The following is a 22635-nucleotide window of genomic DNA, read 5'->3' on the forward strand; positions in this document are numbered from 1 at the left end:
AATGAGCAGATTCCAAGCCATGTTCTCGCCCTCTTCCCTGCGATTCCCAGAATCAATTCCGCCTGTCAACATCATGACCACCGGCTCTGTAGCTCCCCACCGTGCCTTCATCGGCGTGGCTGCGACACTCTGCGTGTGTTTGATCCTCTGTCTGGTCGCTGGCTGGCAGTGGTTTGGCAACGAGGTCAAACGCCGCACGATGATCCTGGAGCGAGCACAGCAACAAGAAGCGAAAATTCGGGCGATGGAAAAACTTGGCCTTGATGCTGATGCGGGCATCCTCAGCGATGACATGGAGCAGACTTCTCCCGTAGGTCTGAACGAGACGACGCCACACGTCGCCAATTCAGAGACTAAATCCAGCAGCCACAGGCTAGCCCTCGCCAAAGAACTGACACCGCAGATGGACGCACCTGACTTTAAAGAGGCCGAGCAGGCGCTAGAGAAGTTTTGGGTAGCCAAGGATGTGAAGGATCGCCTGCCACTGGTCTTCGAAGCCGGGCGGATAGAGCCCTACATGCGCCAGTATTACGAAATCGATCACGAGCTAGACCCAGATCACGGGGAGCTATTGGATAAAAAGCGCCTGCTCATTGAAGGACACGAGATTCTCTACTTCAGCTACAAGAGCACGCGCACCACAGGCTTGCTCGAAATCGCCATGCGCCGTGGAGACAAAGGCAGCTTCCTTATTGACTGGGAAAGCGTCATCGGCCGCTGCGAACAGAGCTTCGCCGAGCTGAAGCGAAGCCGCCCGATCGAGCCTGTGATGATCCGCGCCTTTGTGCGACTCTTGAGTATTACAACTACGAGTTCACAGACAGTAATCGCTACCTCTGCGTCAAAATGATCGGCCCGAACGGTGTGGACACACTCTACGGCTTCGCCGAGCGTGAGTCGGAGCTGGGGCGCTGGCTCTCTGCGCAGCTCGCTGGCACCGCCGCTGGTAGCGCACTATCTGGCTACACGATGCGTGTCGCCTACCCAGAAAATGCACAGTCAGATCAATGCTTGCTGATCAAAGAGGTGATCGAGCCACGCTGGCTGGTGCTCAGTCAGACCAAGTAAACTCAGCCGCCGCCCGGGCATGCCTTGATGGAGGCACACACTGAGAGGGGAGCGATCAAAAACAGCCGGCGGATCAGCCTTCGCCGTCACGACCGATAGCCTCCACAGGACAGCCAGTGAGGGCTTCCTCGCAGAGTTTCGTCTCTTCATCATTCTCTGGCTGTTTAAACAGGTAGGGAATGACCGCCGTCGTCATCGCGTTTGAAGTTCGCGGGAGCAGTTTCACGGCAGAGGTCGCAGTCGATGCACTGATCGTCCACATAGTAAGCGCCGGACACGTTCTGGGAGTATTTGTTCGCTGCGTCAGCCATCAAAGGAAGGGGGTAGGATTGAGAGGGCGTGGACAGTAGAGGCCGACTCTGCTGTTTCAATGGCTTTTTAAGCCCAAAATGAGCCCGGAACTCCAGCAGGCCGAAAATGCCCAATGATGCCCCATTCTAGAAATCTTGTCCTTTTTCGGCCTTGGCGGCATAAAGCAGCCCTTGGGGCCTGTTTTCCTTCTTTATCATGACGCACTTTCACTGGCTTTATGACGGCAGCATCGTGGGGCTGTATCACTCATCACGATGGCCGCAGGCATCGCCATGCGGCGCTACGTCGGGAAACTGGAGGACTACCTCGTCGCCGGACGTGAGATGAATCTGCACCTGGGGATCGCCTCACTCGCCGCGACAGAATTCGGCATCATCACCTGCATGTACACGGCGCAGGCAGGCTACACACAGGGCTTCAGCGGTGCGGTGCCGGGTCTGTGCTCTGCATTGGCGATGTTGCTCATCGGCTGGAGCGGATTCTGCATCAAGCCCCTGCGCCAAGCAGGAGCCATGACACTGCCAGAGATGTTTGAGAGCCGCTTTGGCCGCAAGGTGCGCTGGCTCAGCGGCATCGTCATCGTGCTAGGCGGGCTACTAAACATGGGCGTGTTCCTCCAGATCGGCGGGAAATTCCTCTGTACCGTGGCGGGCTTCGATCTGGTGCATCTCACGCTCATCATGGCAGCGCTGCTGCTCATGGTGGTGATCTACACCGTGCTCGGCGGCATGCTCAGTGTGCTAGTCACTGATTATCTGCATTCATCGTCATGAGCGCCGGGCTACTCATCGTGAGTGCGCTCATTTTGAAAAACATCGGCTGGGACACCCTGGTGGACACCGTGCGGCGGCACCACGGAGCAGGCGGCTTCAGTCCCTTGGCCAATCCGGCACTGGGCTGGACCTTTCTCGCGAATCAATTCATCGCCAATGCCGCTGCTGCACTCACTTGGCAGGCTGTGATCGTGCGCATCCTCTCTGCGCGGGATAGTGAGACCAGTCAGCGCATCTACACCCGCACCAGCTTCTTTTTCGTATGCCGCTTTCTGCTGCCGGGTATCTGGGGCATCGCCGCTCTCTCAGCAGCGGGCTGGGCACCGCTCCAGGAGCTCTCTCCAGCAGACCGCGCGGCTATCCCCGCCGCTGTGGCAGAAAAAATCCAGTCCTCCGCCGTCGGAGCACCACTGGCCGCCCTCAGCACCGAGGAGACCGCAGCGCTGCCGCAGGAGCACAGGAAAAATGGCAGATGCCTCCCTGCTAGCCATGCCGCGCTTTCTCAGCACCTTTTTGCCCGTAGGACTCATGGGGCTACTCATCGCCGCCATGCTCGCGGCCGACATGAGCACGAACTCCAGCTACATGCTCAGTTGGGGCAGCGTCATTTACCATGACATCCTCGCTCCCTTTCGCCGTGGCCCATGGCCAGATGACCGCGCCATCCGGTGGAATCGCTGCATCGTCGCCCTCATCGGCCTCTATCTGCTCATCTTTGGCCTGTTTTATCACATTGAGGGGAATGTCTGGTCGTACTTGCTGCTCACAGGCTCCATTTACCTCAGTAGCATGTCCGTCTTGCTCATCGCCTGCTGTTACTGGCGGCGGGCGAATGACTGGGGGGCCATCTGCGGCATTCTACTCGGTGCCGCCGTACCTGTGGCACATCTCACCCTGGAGAAAATGCCCTCCACAGCAGCCTTCGCCGCCAGCATCGGCAAAGATGCCGCAGGCATCGCCGCCTTCATCGCGGCAGCTCTCGGCATGATCGCCGGTTCATTGCTCAAACCCTCCGCCAAAGCCATATGACCACTTTTTGGTTCATCCTCACACTCGCCTGCCTGCTCTGGTATAGCACCGTCACTCTCTACGTCTCCATCAAAGGCGCGGGGGACATCCGCGAGATGCTCCGACGCCTAAAGCAGCGTGACACATGACGGCAGCGCACTCGCGGCGAAACAAATCTTGCCAGATTGCGCCAGATTCAGCGATAAAAGCCCCGCCATGCGCATCCCCACGCTCCTCAGCCTCCTCGTCGTCACCGCAGCTACCCTCCGCGCTGCCACCGCCCTCCCTCCAAAGCCCGCGTCGCCATCATCGGCGACAGCATCACGGAGCAGAAGCTCTACTCCAAATTCATTGAGGCATACCTCCTCGCCTGCACCGGGCGCAGTGACATCCACGTCTTCCAATTCGGCTGGGGCGGCGAGCGGGCCGGTGGATTCGCCGCGCGGCTGGAGAATGACCTCGCCGTCTTTAAGCCCAATGTCGCCACCACCTGCTACGGCATGAACGACGGCAGCTACAAAGCCTACGTGCCCGAGATCGGTGCCGAGTATGAAAAAACATGCGTGCCGTCATCGCTGGCCTGAAAAGGTCGGCGTCAACACATCGCCGTCGGCTCGCCCGGAGCGGTCGATCCAGATTACTTCAATCGCCCCACCATCCAGGGCGGAGTATACAATGAAAACCTCGCGCAACTGCGCAGCATCGCCGAAAAACTCGCCACCGAGAACCAGCAGCCTTTGCCAACGTGCACGACACCATGATCGCGGCACTGGTGAAATCCAAAGCCGCCCTCGGCAAAGGCTACGGCCCCTTTGGAGGAGATGGATTCCACCCTGCGGCCTCCGGCCAGCTCCTCATGGCGCAGGCTTTTTGAAGGCCCTCGGCCTCGATGGCGAGATCGGCACCATCACCATCGACCTGCAAGGCCCCACCACCGCCACCGCTGGTCACGAAGTCAAAAAAGGCACTGGCGGCGCCGTCACACTCGCCAGCACCAAGTGGCCCTTCTGCTTCGATGGCGACAAAACTGATGCCAACGGCACCCGCAGCATCCTCCCCTTCACCGCCTTCAATGAAGAGCTGAACCGCCTCACGCTCAAAGTCACCCACATGACCGCAGCGAAGGCCAAAGTCGCCTGGGGCACCGAAACCAAGGAATTCACCCACGAGCAGCTCGAAGCCGGTGTGAACCTCACCGCCGCGTTTGCGAAAACACCCTTCGACCGCCCCTTCGCCGACCTCGTCGCCGCTATCGGCCAAAAACAGGCCTTTGAGACCCTGCTCATCAAGAGCATCGTCACCCACATGCGTATCATCGCCGCAGAAGCCGCCGCAGAGCCAAAAGTGGCCGCCGCGCTGGAAAACTGAAGCAAAAGCTCGCCTCCGAGCACGCCAAGCAGGACGCCAACGTGCGCCGCATGCTACGCCCAGTCGATCACTCCTTTGTCATCACTGAGCTGAAGTAACAGCTACCGAAACTCTCCACCGCGCCATGCAGCTCGCCGATTGTAAGTGGAACGAGATCGACGCCCTCGATCGCGACACCCCCGTGCTCCTCCCACTCGCCGCCTTGGAGCAGCATGGGCGGCACATGCCGGTCTTTACCGACAGCATGCTCACCCAGGAGCTCATGCGCCGCGTGGAGCAGCGCATGGGCCCGCGTGTGCTCATCGCCCCGCTCATGTGGTTGGGGAATTCCCACCACCACATGGACTTCCCCGGCACCCTCTCCGCCGAGCCACGCGTCTATCTCGATCTGCTCAATGGCCTGCTGGAAAACCTCATCACACACGGCTTTCGCCGCCTCATCTTCATCAATGGCCACGGTGGCAACGATGTGCCTGGAAAACAATCAGTGTTCGAGACACGGCAGCGCCACCGTCAGCGGAAAGGCCTGCTTCTCCTCTTCGCCACCTACTGGCATCTCGGCGCAGAGCCCTGGCTGCGTGATCCCAGCATCCAGCAGCGTGTCATGGGCCACGCATGCGAATGGGAGACCAGCATGGTCCTGCGACTGCGCCCAGAGCTCGTCAGCGATCCCGCCCAGACGCAGAGTGCCCTCTGGCAACCCCTTCGAGCCCGCCACACGCGGCTGGTCCATGCCCGACCGCAGCGAGCCCGGCCACGTCGGTGATCCACGCCTCGCCACCGCCGAAAAAGGCGAGATCCTCTTCCAAACCTTCACCGACGCCATCGTGAGCCTCCTCGACCGCGTCATCGCCTGGGACGGAAGGAGTTGGGAAGGGTGAAACGCTGGCTATTCATCGTCGCCATGGGCTTCTGCGCCATCAGCGGAGTCGCCATCGCGGGTGTCATCACGCTGCGATTATCCGGCATGATCGGCATCTATCATGTGCCACAGAATGGCATGGCCCCATTCATCCAGAAAGGCGATCGTGTCGTCGCAGAGGCCTTTCCATTCGCCGAGGATTGCCGCATAGGGGCGACGTTGTTGTTTTCACCACCGCAGGGATTGCCTCCGCCTTCATGCCTCAGACTCAGACGCAGCCTATGATTTACATCAAGCGAGTCGTCGGCCAACCTGGTGACACGCTCGAATTCCGTGGCGAAGCCCTTCACATCAATGGCAAACCCGTGACCGACTATTTTGACAGCGCTGACATTCACTACCTACCGATGGCGCTGCTTCAAAATGGAAAGACCGTCCAGGTTCCAGAAGAGCACCTCTTCGTCATGGGCGACAATTCCGGCAACAGCTCTGATTCCCGCTACTGGGGCCCTCTCCCCGTGAAAAACGTCTTCCAGAAATACGCCTTCCACCTCATCCGCGCTCAACCGACAGCGGAGAAAAGCCAACCCCAGATAGCACCGTAATCAGAAGCGCCACACAGCGCTCAGGCCGAAGGTGATTGCGCGGTTGAAGTTCAACGCGGCGGTGGAACCATTCGCGGAGATTCCGTGTTGGTGCATGAACTGGTAACGAGCACTCTCTATTCACGGCACTCCGTGCCCCTTTGCCGCGACCCAGAGGGAGTACCAGTCTTCACGCTCGAGTTGGATTCCGGCGGCTTTCACGCAGGCCTGGATGCGCTCCAGCTTGTTCGTGCCGATGATGGGCAGCGGGCAGGCGGGATGCGCCATGATCCAGGCGTAGGCGAGCTGATCGAGCGTGGCACCGCCATACTTGGCGCTGAGCTCGGCAGCTTTCGCCAGGAGGCCTTCGTGCTTCATGAGATCGCCTTTAGCGAGCGGGGACCAGGCCATCGGCAGGATGCGCTGGCGCTGGCACTGATCAAAAACGCCGTCGTAGATGGGGTCCATGTGCAGGAGGCTGAATTCGACCTGATTCGTCACCAGCGGCTGGTCCATGCGTGCGTTCAGCAGCTCGAATTGATGTACATTGTAGTTCGAGACACCTGCGGAGCGGATTTTACCGGCTTTCAGCAGTTGATTCAGCCCTGCGGCAGTCTCATCCGCGCTGGTGAGCCAATCCGGGCGGTGGACGAGCAGCAGGTCGATATGGTCGATGCCCATGAGGCGCAGGGATTTCTCACAACTCTTCACGATGCGTGCAGCGGTGAGGTTGTAGTGCGCCGTTTTGCGCTCGGGGTGAAAATCGCAGGGCACATAGATCCCGCACTTCGTGACGATCTCGATCTGGTCGCGAAAAGCGCCGTCGAGCTTCAAAGCACCGCCGATCGCCTCCTCGACATGGTACAGGCCGTAAATCTCCGCCGTGTCCAGTGTGGTGATTCCCATGTCCGCACAGGCTTTGAAGCGGCTCAGCAGTGCCTGGGGAGTCTTGTTGGCGGCATCTGCGTCATCGAGGATGCGCCAAGTGCCATAGATGAGGCGGGAGAATTCAGGGCCGTTCGGAGAAATGCGGTGACGAGTCATGGAATAAAAAGACGAGCTTACCAACTCAGTAACGGGCCTTCGACGAGTGTCACGCCGTCTTTTTTCCGCCTGTCGCGTGAGCTCTGCGGTAAAGCCGGACAGCGCGGTCTCCCGGCACAACCGATGGTTTCGGGCTGGAACGGCATCTGCGCCTCAGCGCCAGCTTTACACGTGGCGGCGGGCTAGCTCTTCGTAGCCCTCATGTTACTTTTTGAGTATATTACTCAAAGTGTCACTTAATGATTCTCTTTGCCCAGGTAGCCACATCAGGGATACCTCGGAAATTGAGAGAAATCCGGCTTCCGCTTCTCCACGAAGGCCTTTTTTCCCTCCTGAGCCTCCTCGCTCATGTAGTAGAGGAGCGTGGCATTTCCGGCCAGATCGAGCAGGCCCATCTGACCGTCGCAGTCTGCATTCAGGCAGGCTTTCAGGCAGCGCAGCGCCATGGGGCTGTGCTGGAGCATTTCGCGGCACCATTGCAGCGTTTCGCTCTCCAGTTCGGCCAAGGGGACGACTTTATTGACCAGGCCCATGTCCAGCGCCTGCTGCGCATCGTATTGGCGGCAGAGGTACCAGATTTCGCGGGCCTTCTTCTGGCCCACAATGCGGGCGAGATAGCTGCTGCCCAGCCCACCGTCAAAACTGCCCACTTTCGGCCCTGTTTGGCCAAATTTCGCGTTATCCGCCGCGATGGACAGATCGCACACCACATGCAGCACATGCCCGCCGCCGATGGCATAGCCCGCCACCATCGCCACCACTGGCTTCGGCGGTGCGGATCTTCCGCTGCACATCCAGGATGTTCAGACGCGGCACGCCATCATCACCCACGTAGCCAGCTTCCCCACGCACCTTCTGATCCCCGCCGCTGCAAAACGCCAACGGCCCCTCGCCGCAGAGGATAATGACCCCCACGTCCCGATCCTCATGCACGATGTCAAAAGCCTCCAGCAACTCCCGCACCGTCAGCGGCCGGAACGCATTCCGCACCTCTGGGCGATTGATCGTGATCTTGGCGATGCCGTCGCTGGTTTTTTCCAGCTTAATGTCCGTGAAGGTTTTGATGGGGGTCCACATGGTCGTTGATTCCTGTATTCGTAATGGGCCGCCACCTTGAATCAGGAATCAGGAATCTAAAATCAGGAATTTCAGGCCCGCCAAAACCTCCCTACACGCACAGATGAGGATGCCGATGTAGCAAAAGTGGATGTGAGGCGAGTAGGGCGAAATTGTTGCGCATTTAAATTATAGTAATTATAATGTAATATGCTCCGTCCTGTCTCCCCTACTCGCTTTAAGAGTCCCCTCTCTAAAAGGCCCCCTCTCTCCAGTCTGTGGGGGCTGTTCGCATTTCTAGCGGTGGGTTCTCTATCCCTCTGGGCGGAGGGGCCACCGGTGGACCCCGAGGGTGCGGGAGCTACACATCGAAAGGTCGCAACATTCCGCCCTGCCGCTGCCGGCGAATGTGTCCTTTGCTGATGTCATCGGAAACGACATCGACGTCTTTCATAACGACAATGACACTCACAAGGAGGGAACCCATGCCTTTTTCATCAAACTGGGCGACAAGACGGCTCTGGCGCTGGGTTTCGAAAAGCAGTACGATCGCGGACCGAGCGAAATCCGGTATAAGGGCCAGTTGGTGAAGCTGGGGCCACTGTTGCGGAGCCCACCGGATGCCGCATAGCATGATGTGGGTGTGGGAAGCGGAGCTGCCACCAGGGGCCGTGCCGCTGGTGCGTGAGCGTCTGCCGCTACCCTGATCCTTTACAAGGATGAGATGACGTTCCTCACCGCCGAAGGCCCGAAGCAGGCCGTGCTGACCAATCTGCATCCTGGTGGGCCGATCATGCCCGGCCATGCCATCAGTGACGGCGCGATGCTCACCTTGGAGGAAGCGGAGTCCTACACTGCCATCCGCGTGGGTGATCCTGTGATTCAAACGAGCACGGGCATCGTGGTCGCCGCGGTGAAGCAAAGCCCCTGGACGGCATCTATGAAGGAGCCGGCGGATTGCGGCATCGTCTGGCTAGCCTTCCACGGCCACCGGAAAAGCTTGAGCGCTCCGCTGGAGCAGGTCTGGGGTGCCGCCGTGCCGTCCAATCCGTCTGTCGATGATGCTTTTTGCAGAAGTTCCTGCCTGCCCGTGCCCTCGGACGAAAATCGGCGAAACGATCGAGGAGGCCTGGAGAGAAATCCCCTGCTCCACCGCCTGCCGCCTGAAGCCAAAAGCAGGTGGTTCAGCGCGGACTATTTCGGCGAGGAGTGGGTCTTTTCACACCAGAATATCGCCACGAAAGATGGCCGTGTCGTGAGGATCGACTACGAGACGGCCTGTAGCATCGGGTCGAAGTCAACGATGCTGTATGTGAACTGGCTGGCTGAAAAGTTCCAAACCCCCAAGGAAGTCCGTAAGTCTGCGAGAGGGCGTGATTTGCTAGCGATATGGAATCAAGGACCGATCTGGGTGGCTGCCATTTTCAGTTTGAGTGATAAGACGATCTCGGTGGACATGTTCGTGGCAGGCGGAGAGACGGAACTCAAAGATCGCTTCAACCAAGATTCGTTCTCGGTCCCAGCAGGAGCATCAGACAAAGACACCTTTCTGAAGCTGGCCAGTGAGCTGGCCTCCCAAGCCAAAGAGGAGGATTTTGGAGTAACAGAGAAGCTTCCGCTCCAAAATCTAGTGATGGCGGCCAGCCCCAGCAAAGCCGTGATGAAGCGAAACGGGCAAGACATTCAACTGGGAGCCCCCACCCAGCCTGTAAGCGCCCAGAGGGCAGAAATCGCACGAGAAGTCGCTCCCGCCGCTCAGCCCATGCCGTCTCGGAGCAGCGATTACATCCGAAAAATCGCGGTGCAACGAGTCGAGCACGTTTGTCAGGCCGCACAGGCTTTCAACGCCCTGCCAATAAAGATGCGCAAATCCATGCAGAACCAGACCAGCAGTGGCGCTTTTGCGCTGCTAGTGGACCACGCCGACAAGCATCCCGATCTGGTTTTGAATGACGAACTGTACCACACCATGAAGTGGACACTGCAATACACCACCAAGGCAGAACTCATGGAGACACCCGCTTTGGAAAACTTGTCCGCGTAATCAACGCCGAGATCGTGCTCGCGAGTGCCTGGCGCACAGCACAGCAAGCCGCCTCGGTCTTTGAAGCTGCCAAGACCACTGGCACCACCGAGCTCGATGATGTGAAAACAGCCGAAGAGGCCATCCAGCGGCTGAATAAAGGGGTGAACGGCAGTGGCGCATTCAAGGACCAACGCTTCATCTCAAAATCCACGCTAGAACTGGCCACAGAGGCCTGCAAGCATCTCCAATACGATGCGCAGACCAAAACCCTCCGCTATGCCCCAAAGTCCGTGAAAGTGGAAGGCTCCGACGTGCCGATGGAAGGCCTCAAAGAGCTAGCCATGCTGGTGAATCCCGAAACGACGCCCTGGCCGAACCCCAAGGCTCCCATCCAATTCGCGGCTTCAGATACCGATCCACTGCGCACAGCACGGAGCTTATCCGCCGTCTTCGCCACCGTGAAGGCGACAGGTAACACCGAGCTCGACAGCGTGAAGACCGTGGAAGAAGCCATCCAGCGTCTGAATAAAGGGGTGAATGGTAGCGGAGCATTCGCAGGCAAAGTCTTCGTCGCAAAGACCACGCCAGAACAAGCTGCGGCCGCCAGACGCCACCTCACCATGGATTTGATCCAGCATACCCTGACCCTCACTCCAGACGGCATGAGCCAGAGCGAGTACAATCTTAAACTCAGGGCCAATCAGACTTCCCAGGCACCCCAAAGCACCGTCGCAGTCACAGCCCACGAAGCCCAGCAGGTCGCAAGAAGGCTGGTCGCCGTCTTTGACGCCGCCGTAGCGATAGGCTCGAAGGATATCGATCAGCTTCAGACTCTCGATCAGGTGGTCGAACGTCTGACCACCGACGGATTGGTCGGAGCCGGAGCATTTGAAGGCAAACGCATCTACACCAGAGCCAAACCAGGAGAGTCCGAGGCCGCCAAAACTTACCTCAAATTTGACTCGTTCACCAAAACCCTAAGCTTCTCCTCCGGTGCCAGCCGCCCCTCCATGTCCGGCAACGAAACGCGTCCCAATGTGATGAACGTGAGCCGTGAAGTGCGGCAGAGTCCCCCTTCCGAAATCTCTGCCACTCAGGCTGAGCCGCAAGGCCATCGACTTGGCAGCCACTTATGAAACGGCCACAGCCGGAAGCACATCGAACTTCGCGGATGCGCACACTTTGGAAGATGTGATCCAGCTCCTGAATGCCGGCGTGGAGGGAGCTGGCGTGTTTGCAGGCAGACGATTCTACTTCAAGACCACACCAGCGGAGACTGCGGCTGTTAGGCCTTACCTTAAATTTGATGCGCTCATCAAAACCCTCCGCTTCACTCCGCAAACGACCAGCGACATCCGCGAAGCGCCCCCACACAGCAAGACATGGAAGAAAGTCGTGCCGCTGCGGCTGTGGCGAAAAGCAGGCGCAGCGCCCAACCGCTGTGCTCAGTTTTCAACGCCGCGGTAGCGAGCGGAGCCAGCGAACTCGAAGACGTGAAGACCGTGGATCGTGCCGTCGAGCTCATGCTCACTGGGGTTAACGGTGGTGGGCCATTCAAAAACAATCGCTTTGTCGTGGACAGCACTCCAGAAGAGGCCGAAGCCGCCAAACCCTATCTCGAGTTTCGCCAGGAGGACCAAATGCTCATTTACAAGCATTCGGACCGCTAAAAACATCGGAACAACGCCCCGGGGTGGCCCTCCTGAGTTAATTCGTAAATGAGGTGGGGGCGTTATTCCTCACCATACTTGCATAGGAGGTTCCAGAGGTGCTGGATGTCCGATTCCGTGATGCCCGGGCAGTCGAGAGCGGCTTCGTGATCAAAATGCTTTCTTGCCTGGGTCTTCAGGGTGCGATTAAAAAAGGCCTTGAGCCGCATGGATGAAGTCTGGTGACGAGCCGCTAGCTCCTCCTGGCTGGGGGCGGGGCGCGGCGGCCAGCGATCCGTGAGCACTAGTGGGAGCAAGTCTGCCACCAGATCCTCATGCCCTTTCCCGTCATATTTATTTTGCAGGGCTTTTTGCGCGGCCCGCCAGATTTCACGCGCTAACATCAGATCGAAAGTAGGCTCTGGAGCTAGATGGGCTATGTGTGCCGCCCGAAAGCTATGCGCTGCATGCTCAGGATCGAACTCGACAAAAATCCCACCACCTCCGCGTTTCACCGCACTGTGTGCTCGCCGATGATTGCTGTCGATGTTGCGGAAGCATTTCATCAGCCAGTGGCTGAGATGAGCACCACGATTGGAGTCAAATTTTCGCAGCATGTCGTCCTTCACCACCTCGGCAAAGAAGTCCTGCACGCGATCCTGCGCATCCGGTTCCTTTAGACCCAAGGAGCGTGCAAAACCATACATTGCGGGGTAGTAGATCGTGCAAAAGGTGCCAGCGACACCTCTCGCACACGCGGGTCTGTGTCTTTCAAGTTCACCAGAAGGTATGTGAGGTGGTGGGAAAGTGACGTGGGCTAAACTGCATGGGAGAGTATCTTCCCCCTTGTACTGCGAAAAGGCAGATGATTGTGACAGTTTTCCTAACAGAACGGAGCGTTTTAAGCTTACATCTGCCCGTATTCTCCTGCATGTCGTCAGCCGCCGCACACTCAGCCCTACTCCAGTCTTTGGCTGGGATCTGCGCTTTGAGGTATTGGAAAAGATCGGCACCGGGGCCATGGGCCAGGTCTGGCGTGCTAGGGAGATCGCCACGGGACGCATCGTCGCCCTGAAAATGATCGATCCCGCCCGCACGGGCGATGAGCAAACACTCGCCCGCCTAGAGATCGAAGGCGAGACGCTGACCAAACTGCGCGAAGCTGGTGCTCATGAGCATGTCGTGCCGATCCTCGACTTCAAAATCACCGAGGAGCACGCCTGCCTCGTCATGGAGTTCATCCCAGGCCTGAATCTGAAAAAATGGTGCTCCACGCATCAGCTCAACCTCACGGATCGAGATGTCTCATGGCCCAGATCGCCCGAGCTGCCGGGTGGTTCCACGGACTCGGCATCGTCCACCGGGACTTAAAGCCCGCGAACATCCTCGTCCATGCCACGAGCCAGCAGCCCGTCATAGTCGATTTCTCCATCGCCAAGGTGGAGGATACCCTCACGCTGACTTTGACGAATGAAGCGCTCGGCACTGCGCCCTACATGGCCCCAGAGCAGTTTGACAAAAGACGCGGCCCCATCACCCCGTCCACGGATGTCTATGCACTCGGAGCCACGCTGTATGAATTACTCACGCAGGTGCATCCACATCCCGGAGAGTTCACCGTCATCATCCAGCGCCATAATGACGAAGTCCGCCCCGCTCCGCCCTCCGCGCTGAATCCCGCCGTACCGCGTGATCTGGAATGCATCCTCCTCAAAGCCCTCTCCCATCAACCGCTAGACCGCTATACCGATGGCACCGCGCTCGCGGATGATCTCGACAGGTTCTTGGCCGGAGAGCCGGTCAAAGCCCGCCCACTGTCACTGGCGACGCGCATCGTCCGGCACGCCCGCAGGAAGCCAGCCCTCACCGCCGCGCTGGCCGCATGCCTCGTTCTCGGAGGCATCGCGTTATGGAATGGGCAGCGCCAGGCCGCCCAGAGGCAGCGCTTCGACCTGGAGACTCAGCTCACCACCGCGATGCAGTATGAGCATTGGAGCAAAAGCAGCCTAAGCGATGCAGAGGCCACCCTCGCCGCTCTGGCCCAGCATGACGCCACGCTGGCCACCACGCTCCGCCAGCACCACCAGCAGGACGTCGTGCATGACATCGAGGCTCGCCTCCAGCAGCCCCACCTGCTCGAAGCGGACTTCATCTGGCTGCGCAACACCGCCGAGTGGCTGGTCCACGCCTCCCAGAGCAGGCAGAGCATCTCCAAAGCCTCATCACCGCCCGCCGCGGCCGCTGGCAGACGATTGCCGAGCTACGACCTCCTTTTAGCGACATGCACGGCCTTCTTCCCCGCTCCCACATCAGCGAGGTCGATGGCCTACTCCACGCCTCCCATACTGAGGCTAAAAGCAACCCTCCCTCTATCATAATCACCGATGCAGCCACCGTGCCGATGGAGATCGACTGCATTTTTGTCGCAGAGGGGAAAAGCTTCCACCACATCGCTTTGGATTTTGCTCGTCAAAACGCCTACCTCGTCCTGCTGCTCTACAAAGTGAGTCACACACCCAAGACCATCCTGGCCGATATGGGACTCCAATCGGCCGACCCACAGAGCTACGTCCTTTATTACAAGCTCCATGATTCATTCCAGCACGGCATCCTCATTCCCGATGCGCATCTGCTCGACCAGCCCTTCCGCATGCCCCTGCGAGTGGAGCGTGAATGGGCAGAGTCCACGCTCAATGACCGGTGGCACCTACGGCTGGACTCCCCCTTTGCCCTCGGCTCCTCCCAGCCAAACAACCATGCCCGCATCTCCTGGCCCTCGGACATCGGGCTACAGCGCCTCACCTTACGCAATCGGCATGCGGATGCCGTCAGTCCACTGGAAGCCAGTGGGCCGCCGCTCGCCATCTGGTAATGAAAACCTCCTCGGAGATCCCCATGTCGGCCCAGAGGCAAATAGCAAGATCGCCCAGTGTCTTTGGCTAGAGGGGGAGCGCAGTGCCGCCGTAATACAGTGGGAGAAAACCATCCCCTCACCCCTTCCACCTGGCGAGACCGCAGTCTCCTCCAGCTCACCTTTCACAGCCTCCTCTCCCGGGATTGGCAGGCCACCGCCCGCTATGCCGCCCTGCTGCCGAACCACCCGCCGCCCGCCACCTTGCAGTCCGTGGTGGGTCCCCATTCCCGTGAAATCTCGCACCTCCTGGTGCATATCGGCCTGGGTATTGTGCAGCCCAGGATCGACCCCTTACAGGTCAGCACCATTCACCGGGCTTTTGAGAAACTACAAACCCCGCCGCTCGATCTCGCCAACCGCCTCGGCATGGCCCTCCACTTTGCCCAGCAGGATGCGGAGGCCAAAGCCCTCTTTCAGAAAGGTCTCAGCACCTGAGACAGCTACTCCCTGCTCCCAGAAAGCCTCATCGCCATCACTAACTGCCTGGACCAATGGTGTCGCTTCAGCCCTTCCGAAAACGATCCCCAACTGACCGCTGCCCTCGAAAAATGGCAGACCTCCACCGACGGGCGAGCACCCTGGCACATGGAGCAGGCCCGCAGAGCCGCACGCCAGTCGGATCTCCATGCTGCCGTCACCTCCATCCGTGCCGCCCGCGAAGTCACGCCCGAAAAACTAGACAACCGCCTCCACACTAGCCTCTGGCTACTCGAAGGCATGCTCTATCGGCTGCAGGGTGCCGAAGAGCGAGCGCAGAACGCATGGAAAAAGGCCCGCTCCATCGCCGCCACCGTCACCATGAGGCACCCGCTACATCTCATCGACAGCATCCTGCTCCACAGCCTCACTCAGGGCTGGAACCGTGAAACATTGGGCGACGTACTCACCACCTTCGCCAGCCGCCATCTCGGCAAAGAAGACCGTCCCGCAGTCCAAATCACCATTCACCGCACCTTCCTCACCGATCCCGCCTGGATCAGCACCTTCAACGCCGTGCTGCAAAGCGAAGAAGGCCGAAAATTCGCCCAGGACTACACTTTATGCCTCGATCCACCGCGTGAGCTCGTCCTGCGCTTTTACCGCATGCTTTTCGAGCATCATTTCCTCAGCACCGCCTTCCCCGGCCACGCCCGAGCACACCACCCGTGTCCGCCAGATCGTGGACCAGCTCGTCACCGAAATGACCATGAACCCACGTGGCGAGATCGAGCACCTCTACGCCTACCTCCGCGCCTGGAACGATGCATCTGCCGCCAGCACCCTTTTCGATCCACCTACCCCTACAGCCCTGCCCTGATCGAAAACCTGCGGTGGCTGCTGAAGCAGCGGCAGCGGTAAAGCCAGAGAGGCCCTGACAGAAAAATATTTCCACATCACTGTCACCGGGGCAGTCTTTTCGGGAATACCCAGGCAGAATGGCTTTCTGCGCTCCATCCTCCCTTTTTGGCTCCTTGCCGCTTTTTACCTTGGCACGGCGAGTAGCCGCGCCGCCGACCTGAACGCCATCTCCGGCCTCCAGGTGCAAAACGGCGTCGTCACCGTCGAGTTCGCGGATAATGCGGGATTCTATAACCAGCGGCAGCACTCAATGACTCCGCCACTTGGGCACGAGCGCACATGAGCCCAGTCAGATTGACGATGGATGAACACGGAATGCGGAACTCTCCAGCCCGCTCACCCGCCCACCGCTTAGTTCCCGAACCATGAAAAACATATGCACCACGCCCTCCTCCTCATCACTGCCGCCCTCAGTTCCTGCGTCATGCCCCCGCCGATCTACACCAACCAGCCCTACCTGCCGCCCAGTCCGCAGGAACAGGCCATCGCACGGGCCAACATTAACGCCGTCGAAGACGAGAGCTATGCCTTCCGCCAGCGCGAACGCATGGGGCAGGCAGCCGCCATCGAAAAGGCCACCCGCAACAACCCGCGCAGCATCAGCAACACCAGTAATTCCGTCTGGATCAGCCGCTAAGTCATCCCCGCTAAAAAAAGCGAACCCTAACCCCAACGCATAACACCAGCAAAAACACATCAGACCATGAAACACCCGATCCATGCTCTCCTCCTCGTTTTATCGGCCATTTCACTCACCAGTTGCGCTCCCGGCATGGGCGGCGGTTTCGGTGACTATGGAGCACGCGTCAAAAGCGACCGCAGTCAGTCCCACAAGCTCATCACCGAGGCGGAATACAGGCAGTTTGGCCGCCAGCGTGCCAATGAAGGCGATGAATCCAGTCACCAAGGCCGCATGCAGCAGGAGGGCATCAACAGCTACCTACGGCCCCTGCATGGTGTGCGCGACGCCGTCGGCACCGTGAGCGGCATTGGCGGTTTCTTCCGCTAAAAAACACCATCTTTCCAGCCTGTGGCACGCATTGGCCGCAGGCTGGCACTTCATCCTCGGTCCCTCCCACCGCCCACCTTTGTCCCCTCCACCATGTTGCCACGAATCATTCAGCTCCTCTGCATCATGTGCCTGTTCCTGCTGGATTCAGTCCGCGCCGCCGACCTGAACACCATCTCCGGCCTCCAGGTGCAAAACGGCGTCGTCACCGTCGAGTTCGCGGACAATCCAGGGGTCTATTACCTCCTTGAGCACTCGCATGACCTCGCAAACTGGGCACCAGCAGACATGAGCCTCGGCATCGACTCCGTACTCGACCTCGCACCCGGCGTCACCAAGGGCTTCTTCCGCGCCGTCCCTTACAGCAAATTCTCCCGCAGGACACGGATGGTGACGGCATCGACGACATCTACGAGCTCACGCACTCCAGCGTGCTCGATCCGCTAGACCCCAGCGACGGCTCCCACCTCGCCCCGGTGGCGGCGGACTCACGAATTATCAGGTCTATCTGAATCTCTTTGGCATCCTTAGCTACAAAATCCTTCAGCGGGAAGGCCGCGAGGTCAGCGTGTTCAATTTCGGCAGTGGCACCCCGTTTGAGACCATCACCCGCGAGCAGTCCGTCTTCAACTTTGGCAGCCCCAGCGCCACAGTGGAGGCAAATAGCCGCGAAATCTCCTCTACAACGGCCAAGCCGTCCCCGTGAGCGATCTCATGCAGCGCGAAAGCCGCGAGTGGAGCGTCTTCAACTTCGGCAGCTCCTCCGCCGCCGTCGAGGCCATCTCACGCGGCATCAGCCTCTACAACGGCCAGGCCGTCCCCGTCAGCGATCTCCTCCAGCGGGAGAGCCGCGAATGGAGCGTCTTCAACTTCGGCAGCCCCAGCGCCACCTACGAGGCCATCAGCCGCGAAGTCAGCGTCCTCAACTTCACCGAACCTAAGCCATTTCTGATTCTGGAATCCATCTCATCCCATGAAACACAAAACCATATCCATCCTCCTAGCTGCCTTCTTGGGCGGCATCCTCGCCGCCCACGCGCAGCTCACCATCCCCAGCGACGGCTCTGACGGAGCCTTCGCCCCAGCCGCCAACGTCGAAATCGACCTCGGCCTCGCCACCACCGCCCTCTGGAACACTCCCGGCAGCGGCAACGGCGTCTATGACGCCGAGAAATGGGCCGTCGTCTTCAAATACAGCTCCGTGAACATTCCGGCGGGTGTCAAAGTCACGTTCAAAAATCATCCGACGTATGCACCGGTCGTTTGGCTGGTGCAGGGGAATGTGACGATTGCGGGGGAATTAAGCCTCAAGGGTAAAGATGGAACAGAAGACGTAGTCCAAAACTGACTCCTGCTGAACCTGGACCAGGTGGGTTCCGCGGCGGTGTAGCAGGACCCGCAGGCTTTGGGGCAGGTTACGGCCCTGGAGCCGGCCAAGCAGGTCAAAATAGAGGATCATATGTTGGAGCATATGGCACTCCACAGATTCTCCCTTTACTTGGTGGCTCTGGCGGAGGCGGCAGTCCTCATGGCGCTGGTGTGTCGGCTAGCGGTGGTGGTGGAGCAGTATTGGTCGCCGCATCAGGTAGCATATCCATAAACGGCACGATTGACGCAAGGGGCGGTGAAAGCGTGTATGGAGGTGTCACGGGGAGCGGTGGAGCAGTGAAGCTCATCGCATCAAATATCGCTGGTGCAGGAGCAATCCGAGCTATCACTAACAATGGGAACAATGGCCGCATTCGCATCGAAACCAGCAGCCTTGCGCCCTACTCCAAACCTTCCCCGAAACCATCGGCGTCCCACCCGCCAATCCCCGGTCATCTGGCCTGCTGCGAATGCCCCCATCGCCAAAGTCGTCAGCGTGGATGCCGTGAATGCCCCGGCCGATCCGCGTGCGCCGCTCGTTGCGGGAGCCGATGTCGCCATCCAGAACAGCAATCAGGTCAACATCCTCATCGAAACGACCAACTTCCCCATCGAAGGCGTCGTGCAGCTCAACATCACGCCAAAATTCGGCAACCGCACTACCCTGAGCGCCACCCGCCTCAGCGGCGACATCACCTCCGCCACCTGGCGTGTGCAGACGACTCTCCCCCAGGGCTTCGTCACCCTGCAGGCCCGCGCCACGCAGCCGTGACGCCTCGTTTGCCGAGCTCGCCAAAGAACGAAAGCGCAAAGGTTTATATCCCACCCTGAACTCGCCGCAGCCTAGCGATCGCACCAATTACACAAAATTTGCCCGGAGGCGCTCTCCCTCGAACGCTAGCCGGGCATTTCAGACGCCGCCCTGCTTTTTTCACGGTCGGGGCGGCGTTCTGCTTTTTCTGAAGTGCCGTGACGAGTAATTCACCTCACGCAAACTGCGTGTACGCCTTCAGCTCCGCGATGCGCTGGGCGACATCGAGTGCGGTGACGGTTTGCAGTTTGTGCGTGCTGAAGGCTTCGCAGGTGTAGCTGGCCACCACGCTGCCGTGGACGACGGCTTGGCGTAGGTCGTCGAAGGTGGGCTTCGTTTTGCCGTGGGCGGAGAGCCAGCCGCAGAGACCACCGAGGAAGCTGTCACCTGCGCCAGTGGGGTCAAAGACGCTGGGCAGCGGATAGGCGCTGCAGGAGAAGAAGTGCGCGGCATTTTCGCCGAAAAGGTATCTGCCATGCTCACCGCGCTTCACGATGACGAATTTCGGGCCTTTGGCGCGGAGCTTACGACCGGCTTCGACGAGGTTGGTGGTGCCTGCGAATTCTTTGGCCTCGCCGTCATTGATGACGAGTAGGTCGATGCGCTTCAGCACGTCATGCAGGCGTTCATTGGCGATGCTGATCCATAGATCCATCGTGTCCGCAGCGATGAAATCGACCGCTCCGCATTGGTCGATCATCTGCATCTGGTTTTCTGGGTGCATGTTCGCGGCGATGGCGATCTTGGCCTGCTGGGCGGCGGCGGGGAGCTTCACACTCCAGTTTTCCAGCACGTTCACGGCGACGTTGTGCGTGGTGCGGTTGTTCATGTCCTCGTGGTATTCACCGGTCCAGGTGAAGGAGGCTCCACTGCTGCGCTCCAGCCCGCCGAGCTCCACGCCATGGCTGGCGAGCATGTCGAGGTGCGCCTGTGGGAAATCATGACCGATGATGCCGACGAGGTGCACGGGGCGGCTAAAGATGCTCGCGGCGAGTGCTGCGTAGCTGGCGGAACCGCCGAGCAGGTTTTTTGCTCATCCTGCGGAGTTTTGACATTGTCGAGTGCGACGGAGCCTGCGATGACGACGGACATGGGTGGTAAAGGAAGGTGAAGTAGTTAGTTGTTGCCCAATGCGCCGCGTATTTTTAAATCAAAGCCGCGCCGGAAAGGGCCGCCGATCATCGGTTCCGCCCCGGTGTGTCAAGCACCACCTCCGACCCTGTTCCGTGCCATGCGTCTGAGTCTTTTTTTTCTCATGCTGATCCTTCTGCCTGTCGCGGCAGGGGTTCATACATGGCTCTTTGCAGGCATGAGCTCCCAGGGCTGGTGGCAGAGGCAAAGGCGCGGCTGCTCGCTGCGGGTGTGCGTGATCCAGTCGTGACGCTGCATTGCCTGGACATCGACCTCGCGGGTGAGGCGGCTGATCCTCCCGCTCATGAGCGGGCGCTGGAGGCGATCCGCCAGATCGGCGTGCTGCGGCTAAAGCCCCAGGCGGACCGCATCCACGTTTTTGCCAGTGTGCGGCACGAGCTGGGTGAGAAGACTTTGCGCGTGAGTGGATGGCTACCGGAGCAGAAGGATGTGGCTGCGCTGTCTGCGCTGCTGGCAGATTTGCGCCCTGATTTGCAGATCGACACCTCGGAGCTACGCCATGCGCCGGAGGTGCGCTGGCCAGAGGATTATCAGCCACCACTCGATGCCACGGATGCCTTTCTCGCGCCGATTCTCGATTCCCTGCATGTGCCAGCGGAGCTGAAAATCGAAGCCACAGAGGACATGATCGTGCTCAGTGGCATGTTGCCAGCGGGCGGAATCGGGCGAGGCCCTCGTCGCGGCTATCTCTGGAGCGGGCGCGGCCCATGTCGTCGATCCAGGTGGGCCCAAAGCCAGCCCGCATGTGCGTCCGGCCTCTTTTGCGAAAAAGAGCCGCTAGCGGCCTTCGCGGCGAGCTTTTCGCCGCTCCAGCGCCGCGTCTCTTTGAGATGCATGATCAGCATAGCCCGCGCATCACGGGCGTGGCCACACGGCGGCTTGAGAGTGAGTGGCTGGCTCTTTTTGCGGCCCGTGACGGGTGGTGCGGTGGTGGACTCGCGCCTCACGCTGCTACCTTCCGAGTATCATTTCCCCGGTTACAAGACGCAGACCCAGCTCCCCGCTGCGACCCTGGCACAACTGCGCGGCCTACTGCGTGAGAGCACCGTGGTTTTTGAATCTGGCACTCGCATCCCAGCTGCGGAGCAATCTCGCCTCTCGGCGCTGGCTCCCGCTTTGCTCAATGCTGGCCCCGCACTCGCTCTCGTCATCGCTGGGCATCCTGATCCTGCTGCTGCGGATGCAGAAAAAGAGGCGCGATTAGCCAAGTCCCGTGCAGAGGCCGTGCTCTCCTTTCTGGAGGAGGAGGGCGTGCCCTCCAGCGACATCACGGCCATCGCCTGCGACCCTGTACCACCAGACTCTGCTGCTGCACCGCCGCGCAGCGTCGAGATCCTCATCAAATAAACCGAGACACTGAGAATCCGCCCCCACTTCATGAATCTCGATCTCCAGACTCTCTCCACAGACACGCTGCTCTACATGCTCATGCACAGCGCAGCCTTTGTGCTGATCATGGGCACGGTGTTCTTTTGATCGGGCTCGCCTTTGGCCATGTGACGTGGGGCCGGTACAAGCAGCAGTCCCGCCTCCAAGCGGCAGAGATAGATGCCCAGCTCGAAGAGATCGCTACGCTGAAACGCAAGCTCGGTGAGCAGTCCGTGCGTCCGGGTGGTGGGCACATGGTCACAGAGGTGCTGCCGACTTTGCCGTCACCACCCAGCCTATCCGTGCCAGCCGAAGCAGCAGAGGTAGCGCCACCACCCGTGCTGCCAGCCACCAGCCCCGAGAATGCGGGCCCTACGCGCCGTGGTTCTTCGCGGGCGAAAAACATCCTCATCCCCGAGGTCCTCTCCACTCCAGAGCCGCCACAGCCCGCACACGCACCCTCAGCACTCGCCGCGATCATCTCCCCCACGCCACCCGCATCGAAAAAGCAGCCGCCTAGCGAGCCCACCGCTCCATCTGTGCCCTCAGATGTCGGCGGCAGCGGCCTCGGAGCCGTAGATCTCGGTATCGAAGGCATCTTCCCGAGGTGCCACCAGCACCGCCACCTACCGTAAAGCCAGAACTCGATGAAAAACTCGGCCTCGTCTTCAAAACACCACCACCCGTCACCGAGCGTGATGAGCTCACGGCCATGAAAGGCATCGCCAAAGTGCTGGAGGCTCGGCTGCACGAGTTCGGCATCTACACCTACGCTCAAATCGCCGCGTGGGACGAGCCACTCATTAAAGAATTCTCCACCCGCCTGGCCTTCAAAGACCGCATCACACGCGAGGACTGGGTCGGCCAGGCCCAGCGACTCCACGCGGAAAAAAACGCCCAAGCAGCCGGAGCCGCTTAGTTCACG

Annotated in this window: 26 protein-coding genes and 5 pseudogenes; 26 read left to right on the plus strand and 5 right to left on the minus strand. The window is 59.6% G+C overall.

Annotation, left to right across the window (positions count from 1 at the left end; genetic code table 11):
- The first annotated feature begins 73 nt into the window (after positions 1 to 73).
- Positions 74 to 850, plus strand: coding sequence for a hypothetical protein (locus tag IPK32_14400; GenBank protein ID MBK8093137.1), 777 nt, complete (start codon positions 74 to 76; stop codon positions 848 to 850).
- A complete protein-coding gene (locus tag IPK32_14405) occupies positions 847 to 1068 on the plus strand; it encodes a hypothetical protein (GenBank protein MBK8093138.1) in 222 nt (73 codons plus the stop codon). The genes IPK32_14400 and IPK32_14405 overlap by 4 nt, the downstream gene beginning before the upstream one ends.
- Positions 1069 to 1141: 73 nt before the next feature.
- Here the strand turns inward: IPK32_14405 and IPK32_14410 are convergent.
- Positions 1142 to 1379, minus strand: a pseudogene (locus IPK32_14410) (ferredoxin).
- A gap of 196 nt (positions 1380 to 1575) precedes the next feature.
- Here IPK32_14410 and IPK32_14415 point away from each other — a divergent pair.
- From IPK32_14415 to lepB, 6 genes and pseudogenes are all read left to right on the plus strand, one after another.
- Positions 1576 to 2461 (plus strand): annotated as a pseudogene (locus IPK32_14415) (sodium:solute symporter family protein).
- Between the two features lie 157 nt (positions 2462 to 2618).
- Positions 2619 to 3182, plus strand: coding sequence for a hypothetical protein (locus tag IPK32_14420; protein ID MBK8093139.1), 564 nt, complete (start codon positions 2619 to 2621; stop codon positions 3180 to 3182).
- An 849-nt stretch (positions 3183 to 4031) separates the two neighbouring features.
- Positions 4032 to 4529: a hypothetical protein gene (locus IPK32_14425; protein ID MBK8093140.1), complete on the plus strand. Its 498-nt coding sequence runs from the start codon at positions 4032 to 4034 to the stop codon at positions 4527 to 4529.
- A gap of 124 nt (positions 4530 to 4653) precedes the next feature.
- Positions 4654 to 5410: pseudogene (locus IPK32_14430) on the plus strand (creatininase family protein).
- Positions 5407 to 5676: a hypothetical protein gene (locus IPK32_14435; protein MBK8093141.1), complete on the plus strand. Its 270-nt coding sequence runs from the start codon at positions 5407 to 5409 to the stop codon at positions 5674 to 5676. Before IPK32_14430 ends, IPK32_14435 begins: the two are co-directional and overlap by 4 nt.
- Positions 5592 to 5996, plus strand: a complete 405-nt coding sequence (gene lepB / locus IPK32_14440) for a signal peptidase I (protein ID MBK8093142.1) — start codon at positions 5592 to 5594, stop codon at positions 5994 to 5996. Before IPK32_14435 ends, lepB begins: the two co-directional genes overlap by 85 nt.
- A gap of 120 nt (positions 5997 to 6116) precedes the next feature.
- On the opposite strand, the gene IPK32_14445 is transcribed toward lepB, so the two are convergent.
- Together IPK32_14445 and menB are read right to left on the minus strand one after the other, a co-directional pair.
- Positions 6117 to 7019 (minus strand): aldo/keto reductase, encoded by a 903-nt coding sequence (locus IPK32_14445; GenBank protein MBK8093143.1) that lies wholly within the window; start codon positions 7017 to 7019, stop codon positions 6117 to 6119.
- A 266-nt stretch (positions 7020 to 7285) separates the two neighbouring features.
- Positions 7286 to 8096: pseudogene (menB, locus tag IPK32_14450) on the minus strand (1,4-dihydroxy-2-naphthoyl-CoA synthase).
- A 388-nt stretch (positions 8097 to 8484) separates the two neighbouring features.
- Between menB and IPK32_14455 the strand changes: the two are divergent.
- The 4 genes from IPK32_14455 to IPK32_14470 all read left to right on the plus strand — a co-directional run bounded on the left by IPK32_14455 (position 8485) and on the right by IPK32_14470 (position 11771).
- Positions 8485 to 8706, plus strand: a complete 222-nt coding sequence (locus tag IPK32_14455) for a hypothetical protein (protein MBK8093144.1) — start codon at positions 8485 to 8487, stop codon at positions 8704 to 8706.
- A gap of 93 nt (positions 8707 to 8799) precedes the next feature.
- Positions 8800 to 10119 carry a hypothetical protein gene (locus tag IPK32_14460; GenBank protein ID MBK8093145.1) on the plus strand — a complete coding sequence of 440 codons (1320 nt, stop codon included), beginning with the start codon at positions 8800 to 8802 and terminating at the stop codon, positions 10117 to 10119.
- A 14-nt stretch (positions 10120 to 10133) separates the two neighbouring features.
- Positions 10134 to 11237 carry a hypothetical protein gene (locus tag IPK32_14465; GenBank protein ID MBK8093146.1) on the plus strand — a complete coding sequence of 368 codons (1104 nt, stop codon included), beginning with the start codon at positions 10134 to 10136 and terminating at the stop codon, positions 11235 to 11237.
- A 246-nt stretch (positions 11238 to 11483) separates the two neighbouring features.
- Positions 11484 to 11771 carry a hypothetical protein gene (locus tag IPK32_14470; protein MBK8093147.1) on the plus strand — a complete coding sequence of 96 codons (288 nt, stop codon included), beginning with the start codon at positions 11484 to 11486 and terminating at the stop codon, positions 11769 to 11771.
- A 62-nt stretch (positions 11772 to 11833) separates the two neighbouring features.
- On the opposite strand, the gene IPK32_14475 is transcribed toward IPK32_14470, so the two are convergent.
- Entirely contained in the window at positions 11834 to 12436 is a 603-nt protein-coding gene (locus tag IPK32_14475; protein MBK8093148.1) for a hypothetical protein, read from the minus strand.
- Positions 12437 to 12596: 160 nt separating this feature from the next.
- On the opposite strand from IPK32_14475, the gene IPK32_14480 reads away from it, so the two are divergent.
- The 11 genes from IPK32_14480 (at position 12597) to IPK32_14530 (ending at position 19151) form a co-directional block, all read left to right on the plus strand.
- Positions 12597 to 13121: a protein kinase gene (locus tag IPK32_14480; GenBank protein ID MBK8093149.1), complete on the plus strand. Its 525-nt coding sequence runs from the start codon at positions 12597 to 12599 to the stop codon at positions 13119 to 13121.
- Positions 13058 to 14128 (plus strand): serine/threonine protein kinase, encoded by a 1071-nt coding sequence (locus tag IPK32_14485; protein ID MBK8093150.1) that lies wholly within the window; start codon positions 13058 to 13060, stop codon positions 14126 to 14128. The genes IPK32_14480 and IPK32_14485 overlap by 64 nt, the downstream gene beginning before the upstream one ends.
- Positions 14129 to 14151: 23 nt before the next feature.
- Positions 14152 to 14622 carry a hypothetical protein gene (locus IPK32_14490; GenBank protein MBK8093151.1) on the plus strand — a complete coding sequence of 157 codons (471 nt, stop codon included), beginning with the start codon at positions 14152 to 14154 and terminating at the stop codon, positions 14620 to 14622.
- Between the two features lie 99 nt (positions 14623 to 14721).
- The gene (locus IPK32_14495) at positions 14722 to 15099 is read left to right on the plus strand and encodes a hypothetical protein (GenBank protein MBK8093152.1); all 378 of its coding nucleotides are present in this window, start codon (positions 14722 to 14724) and stop codon (positions 15097 to 15099) included.
- A gap of 150 nt (positions 15100 to 15249) precedes the next feature.
- Positions 15250 to 16002: a hypothetical protein gene (locus IPK32_14500; GenBank protein ID MBK8093153.1), complete on the plus strand. Its 753-nt coding sequence runs from the start codon at positions 15250 to 15252 to the stop codon at positions 16000 to 16002.
- A gap of 376 nt (positions 16003 to 16378) precedes the next feature.
- Positions 16379 to 16639 (plus strand): hypothetical protein, encoded by a 261-nt coding sequence (locus IPK32_14505; protein ID MBK8093154.1) that lies wholly within the window; start codon positions 16379 to 16381, stop codon positions 16637 to 16639.
- Between the two features lie 66 nt (positions 16640 to 16705).
- Entirely contained in the window at positions 16706 to 17011 is a 306-nt protein-coding gene (locus IPK32_14510; protein ID MBK8093155.1) for a hypothetical protein, read from the plus strand.
- A 93-nt stretch (positions 17012 to 17104) separates the two neighbouring features.
- On the plus strand, positions 17105 to 17458 hold the full coding sequence (locus IPK32_14515; GenBank protein ID MBK8093156.1) for a hypothetical protein: 354 nt from the start codon (positions 17105 to 17107) through the stop codon (positions 17456 to 17458).
- Between the two features lie 267 nt (positions 17459 to 17725).
- Positions 17726 to 18079: a hypothetical protein gene (locus IPK32_14520; protein ID MBK8093157.1), complete on the plus strand. Its 354-nt coding sequence runs from the start codon at positions 17726 to 17728 to the stop codon at positions 18077 to 18079.
- Entirely contained in the window at positions 17985 to 18359 is a 375-nt protein-coding gene (locus IPK32_14525; GenBank protein MBK8093158.1) for a hypothetical protein, read from the plus strand. The genes IPK32_14520 and IPK32_14525 overlap by 95 nt, the downstream gene beginning before the upstream one ends.
- Positions 18360 to 18773: 414 nt before the next feature.
- Entirely contained in the window at positions 18774 to 19151 is a 378-nt protein-coding gene (locus IPK32_14530; GenBank protein MBK8093159.1) for a hypothetical protein, read from the plus strand.
- Between the two features lie 214 nt (positions 19152 to 19365).
- On the opposite strand, the pseudogene IPK32_14535 reads toward IPK32_14530, so the two are convergent.
- Positions 19366 to 20282 (minus strand): annotated as a pseudogene (locus IPK32_14535) (carbohydrate kinase).
- 201 nt (positions 20283 to 20483) lie between these two features.
- Here IPK32_14535 and IPK32_14540 point away from each other — a divergent pair.
- The 3 genes from IPK32_14540 to IPK32_14550 all read left to right on the plus strand — a co-directional run bounded on the left by IPK32_14540 (position 20484) and on the right by IPK32_14550 (position 22629).
- A complete protein-coding gene (locus IPK32_14540) occupies positions 20484 to 21689 on the plus strand; it encodes an OmpA family protein (GenBank protein MBK8093160.1) in 1206 nt (401 codons plus the stop codon).
- A 125-nt stretch (positions 21690 to 21814) separates the two neighbouring features.
- Positions 21815 to 22345, plus strand: a complete 531-nt coding sequence (locus IPK32_14545) for a hypothetical protein (GenBank protein ID MBK8093161.1) — start codon at positions 21815 to 21817, stop codon at positions 22343 to 22345.
- A complete protein-coding gene (locus IPK32_14550) occupies positions 22318 to 22629 on the plus strand; it encodes a hypothetical protein (protein MBK8093162.1) in 312 nt (103 codons plus the stop codon). Before IPK32_14545 ends, IPK32_14550 begins: the two co-directional genes overlap by 28 nt.
- The last annotated feature ends 6 nt before the right edge of the window (positions 22630 to 22635 follow it).

The sequence above is a fragment of the Verrucomicrobiaceae bacterium genome (assembly GCA_016713035.1).
Classification (GTDB): Bacteria; Verrucomicrobiota; Verrucomicrobiia; order Verrucomicrobiales; family Verrucomicrobiaceae; genus Prosthecobacter.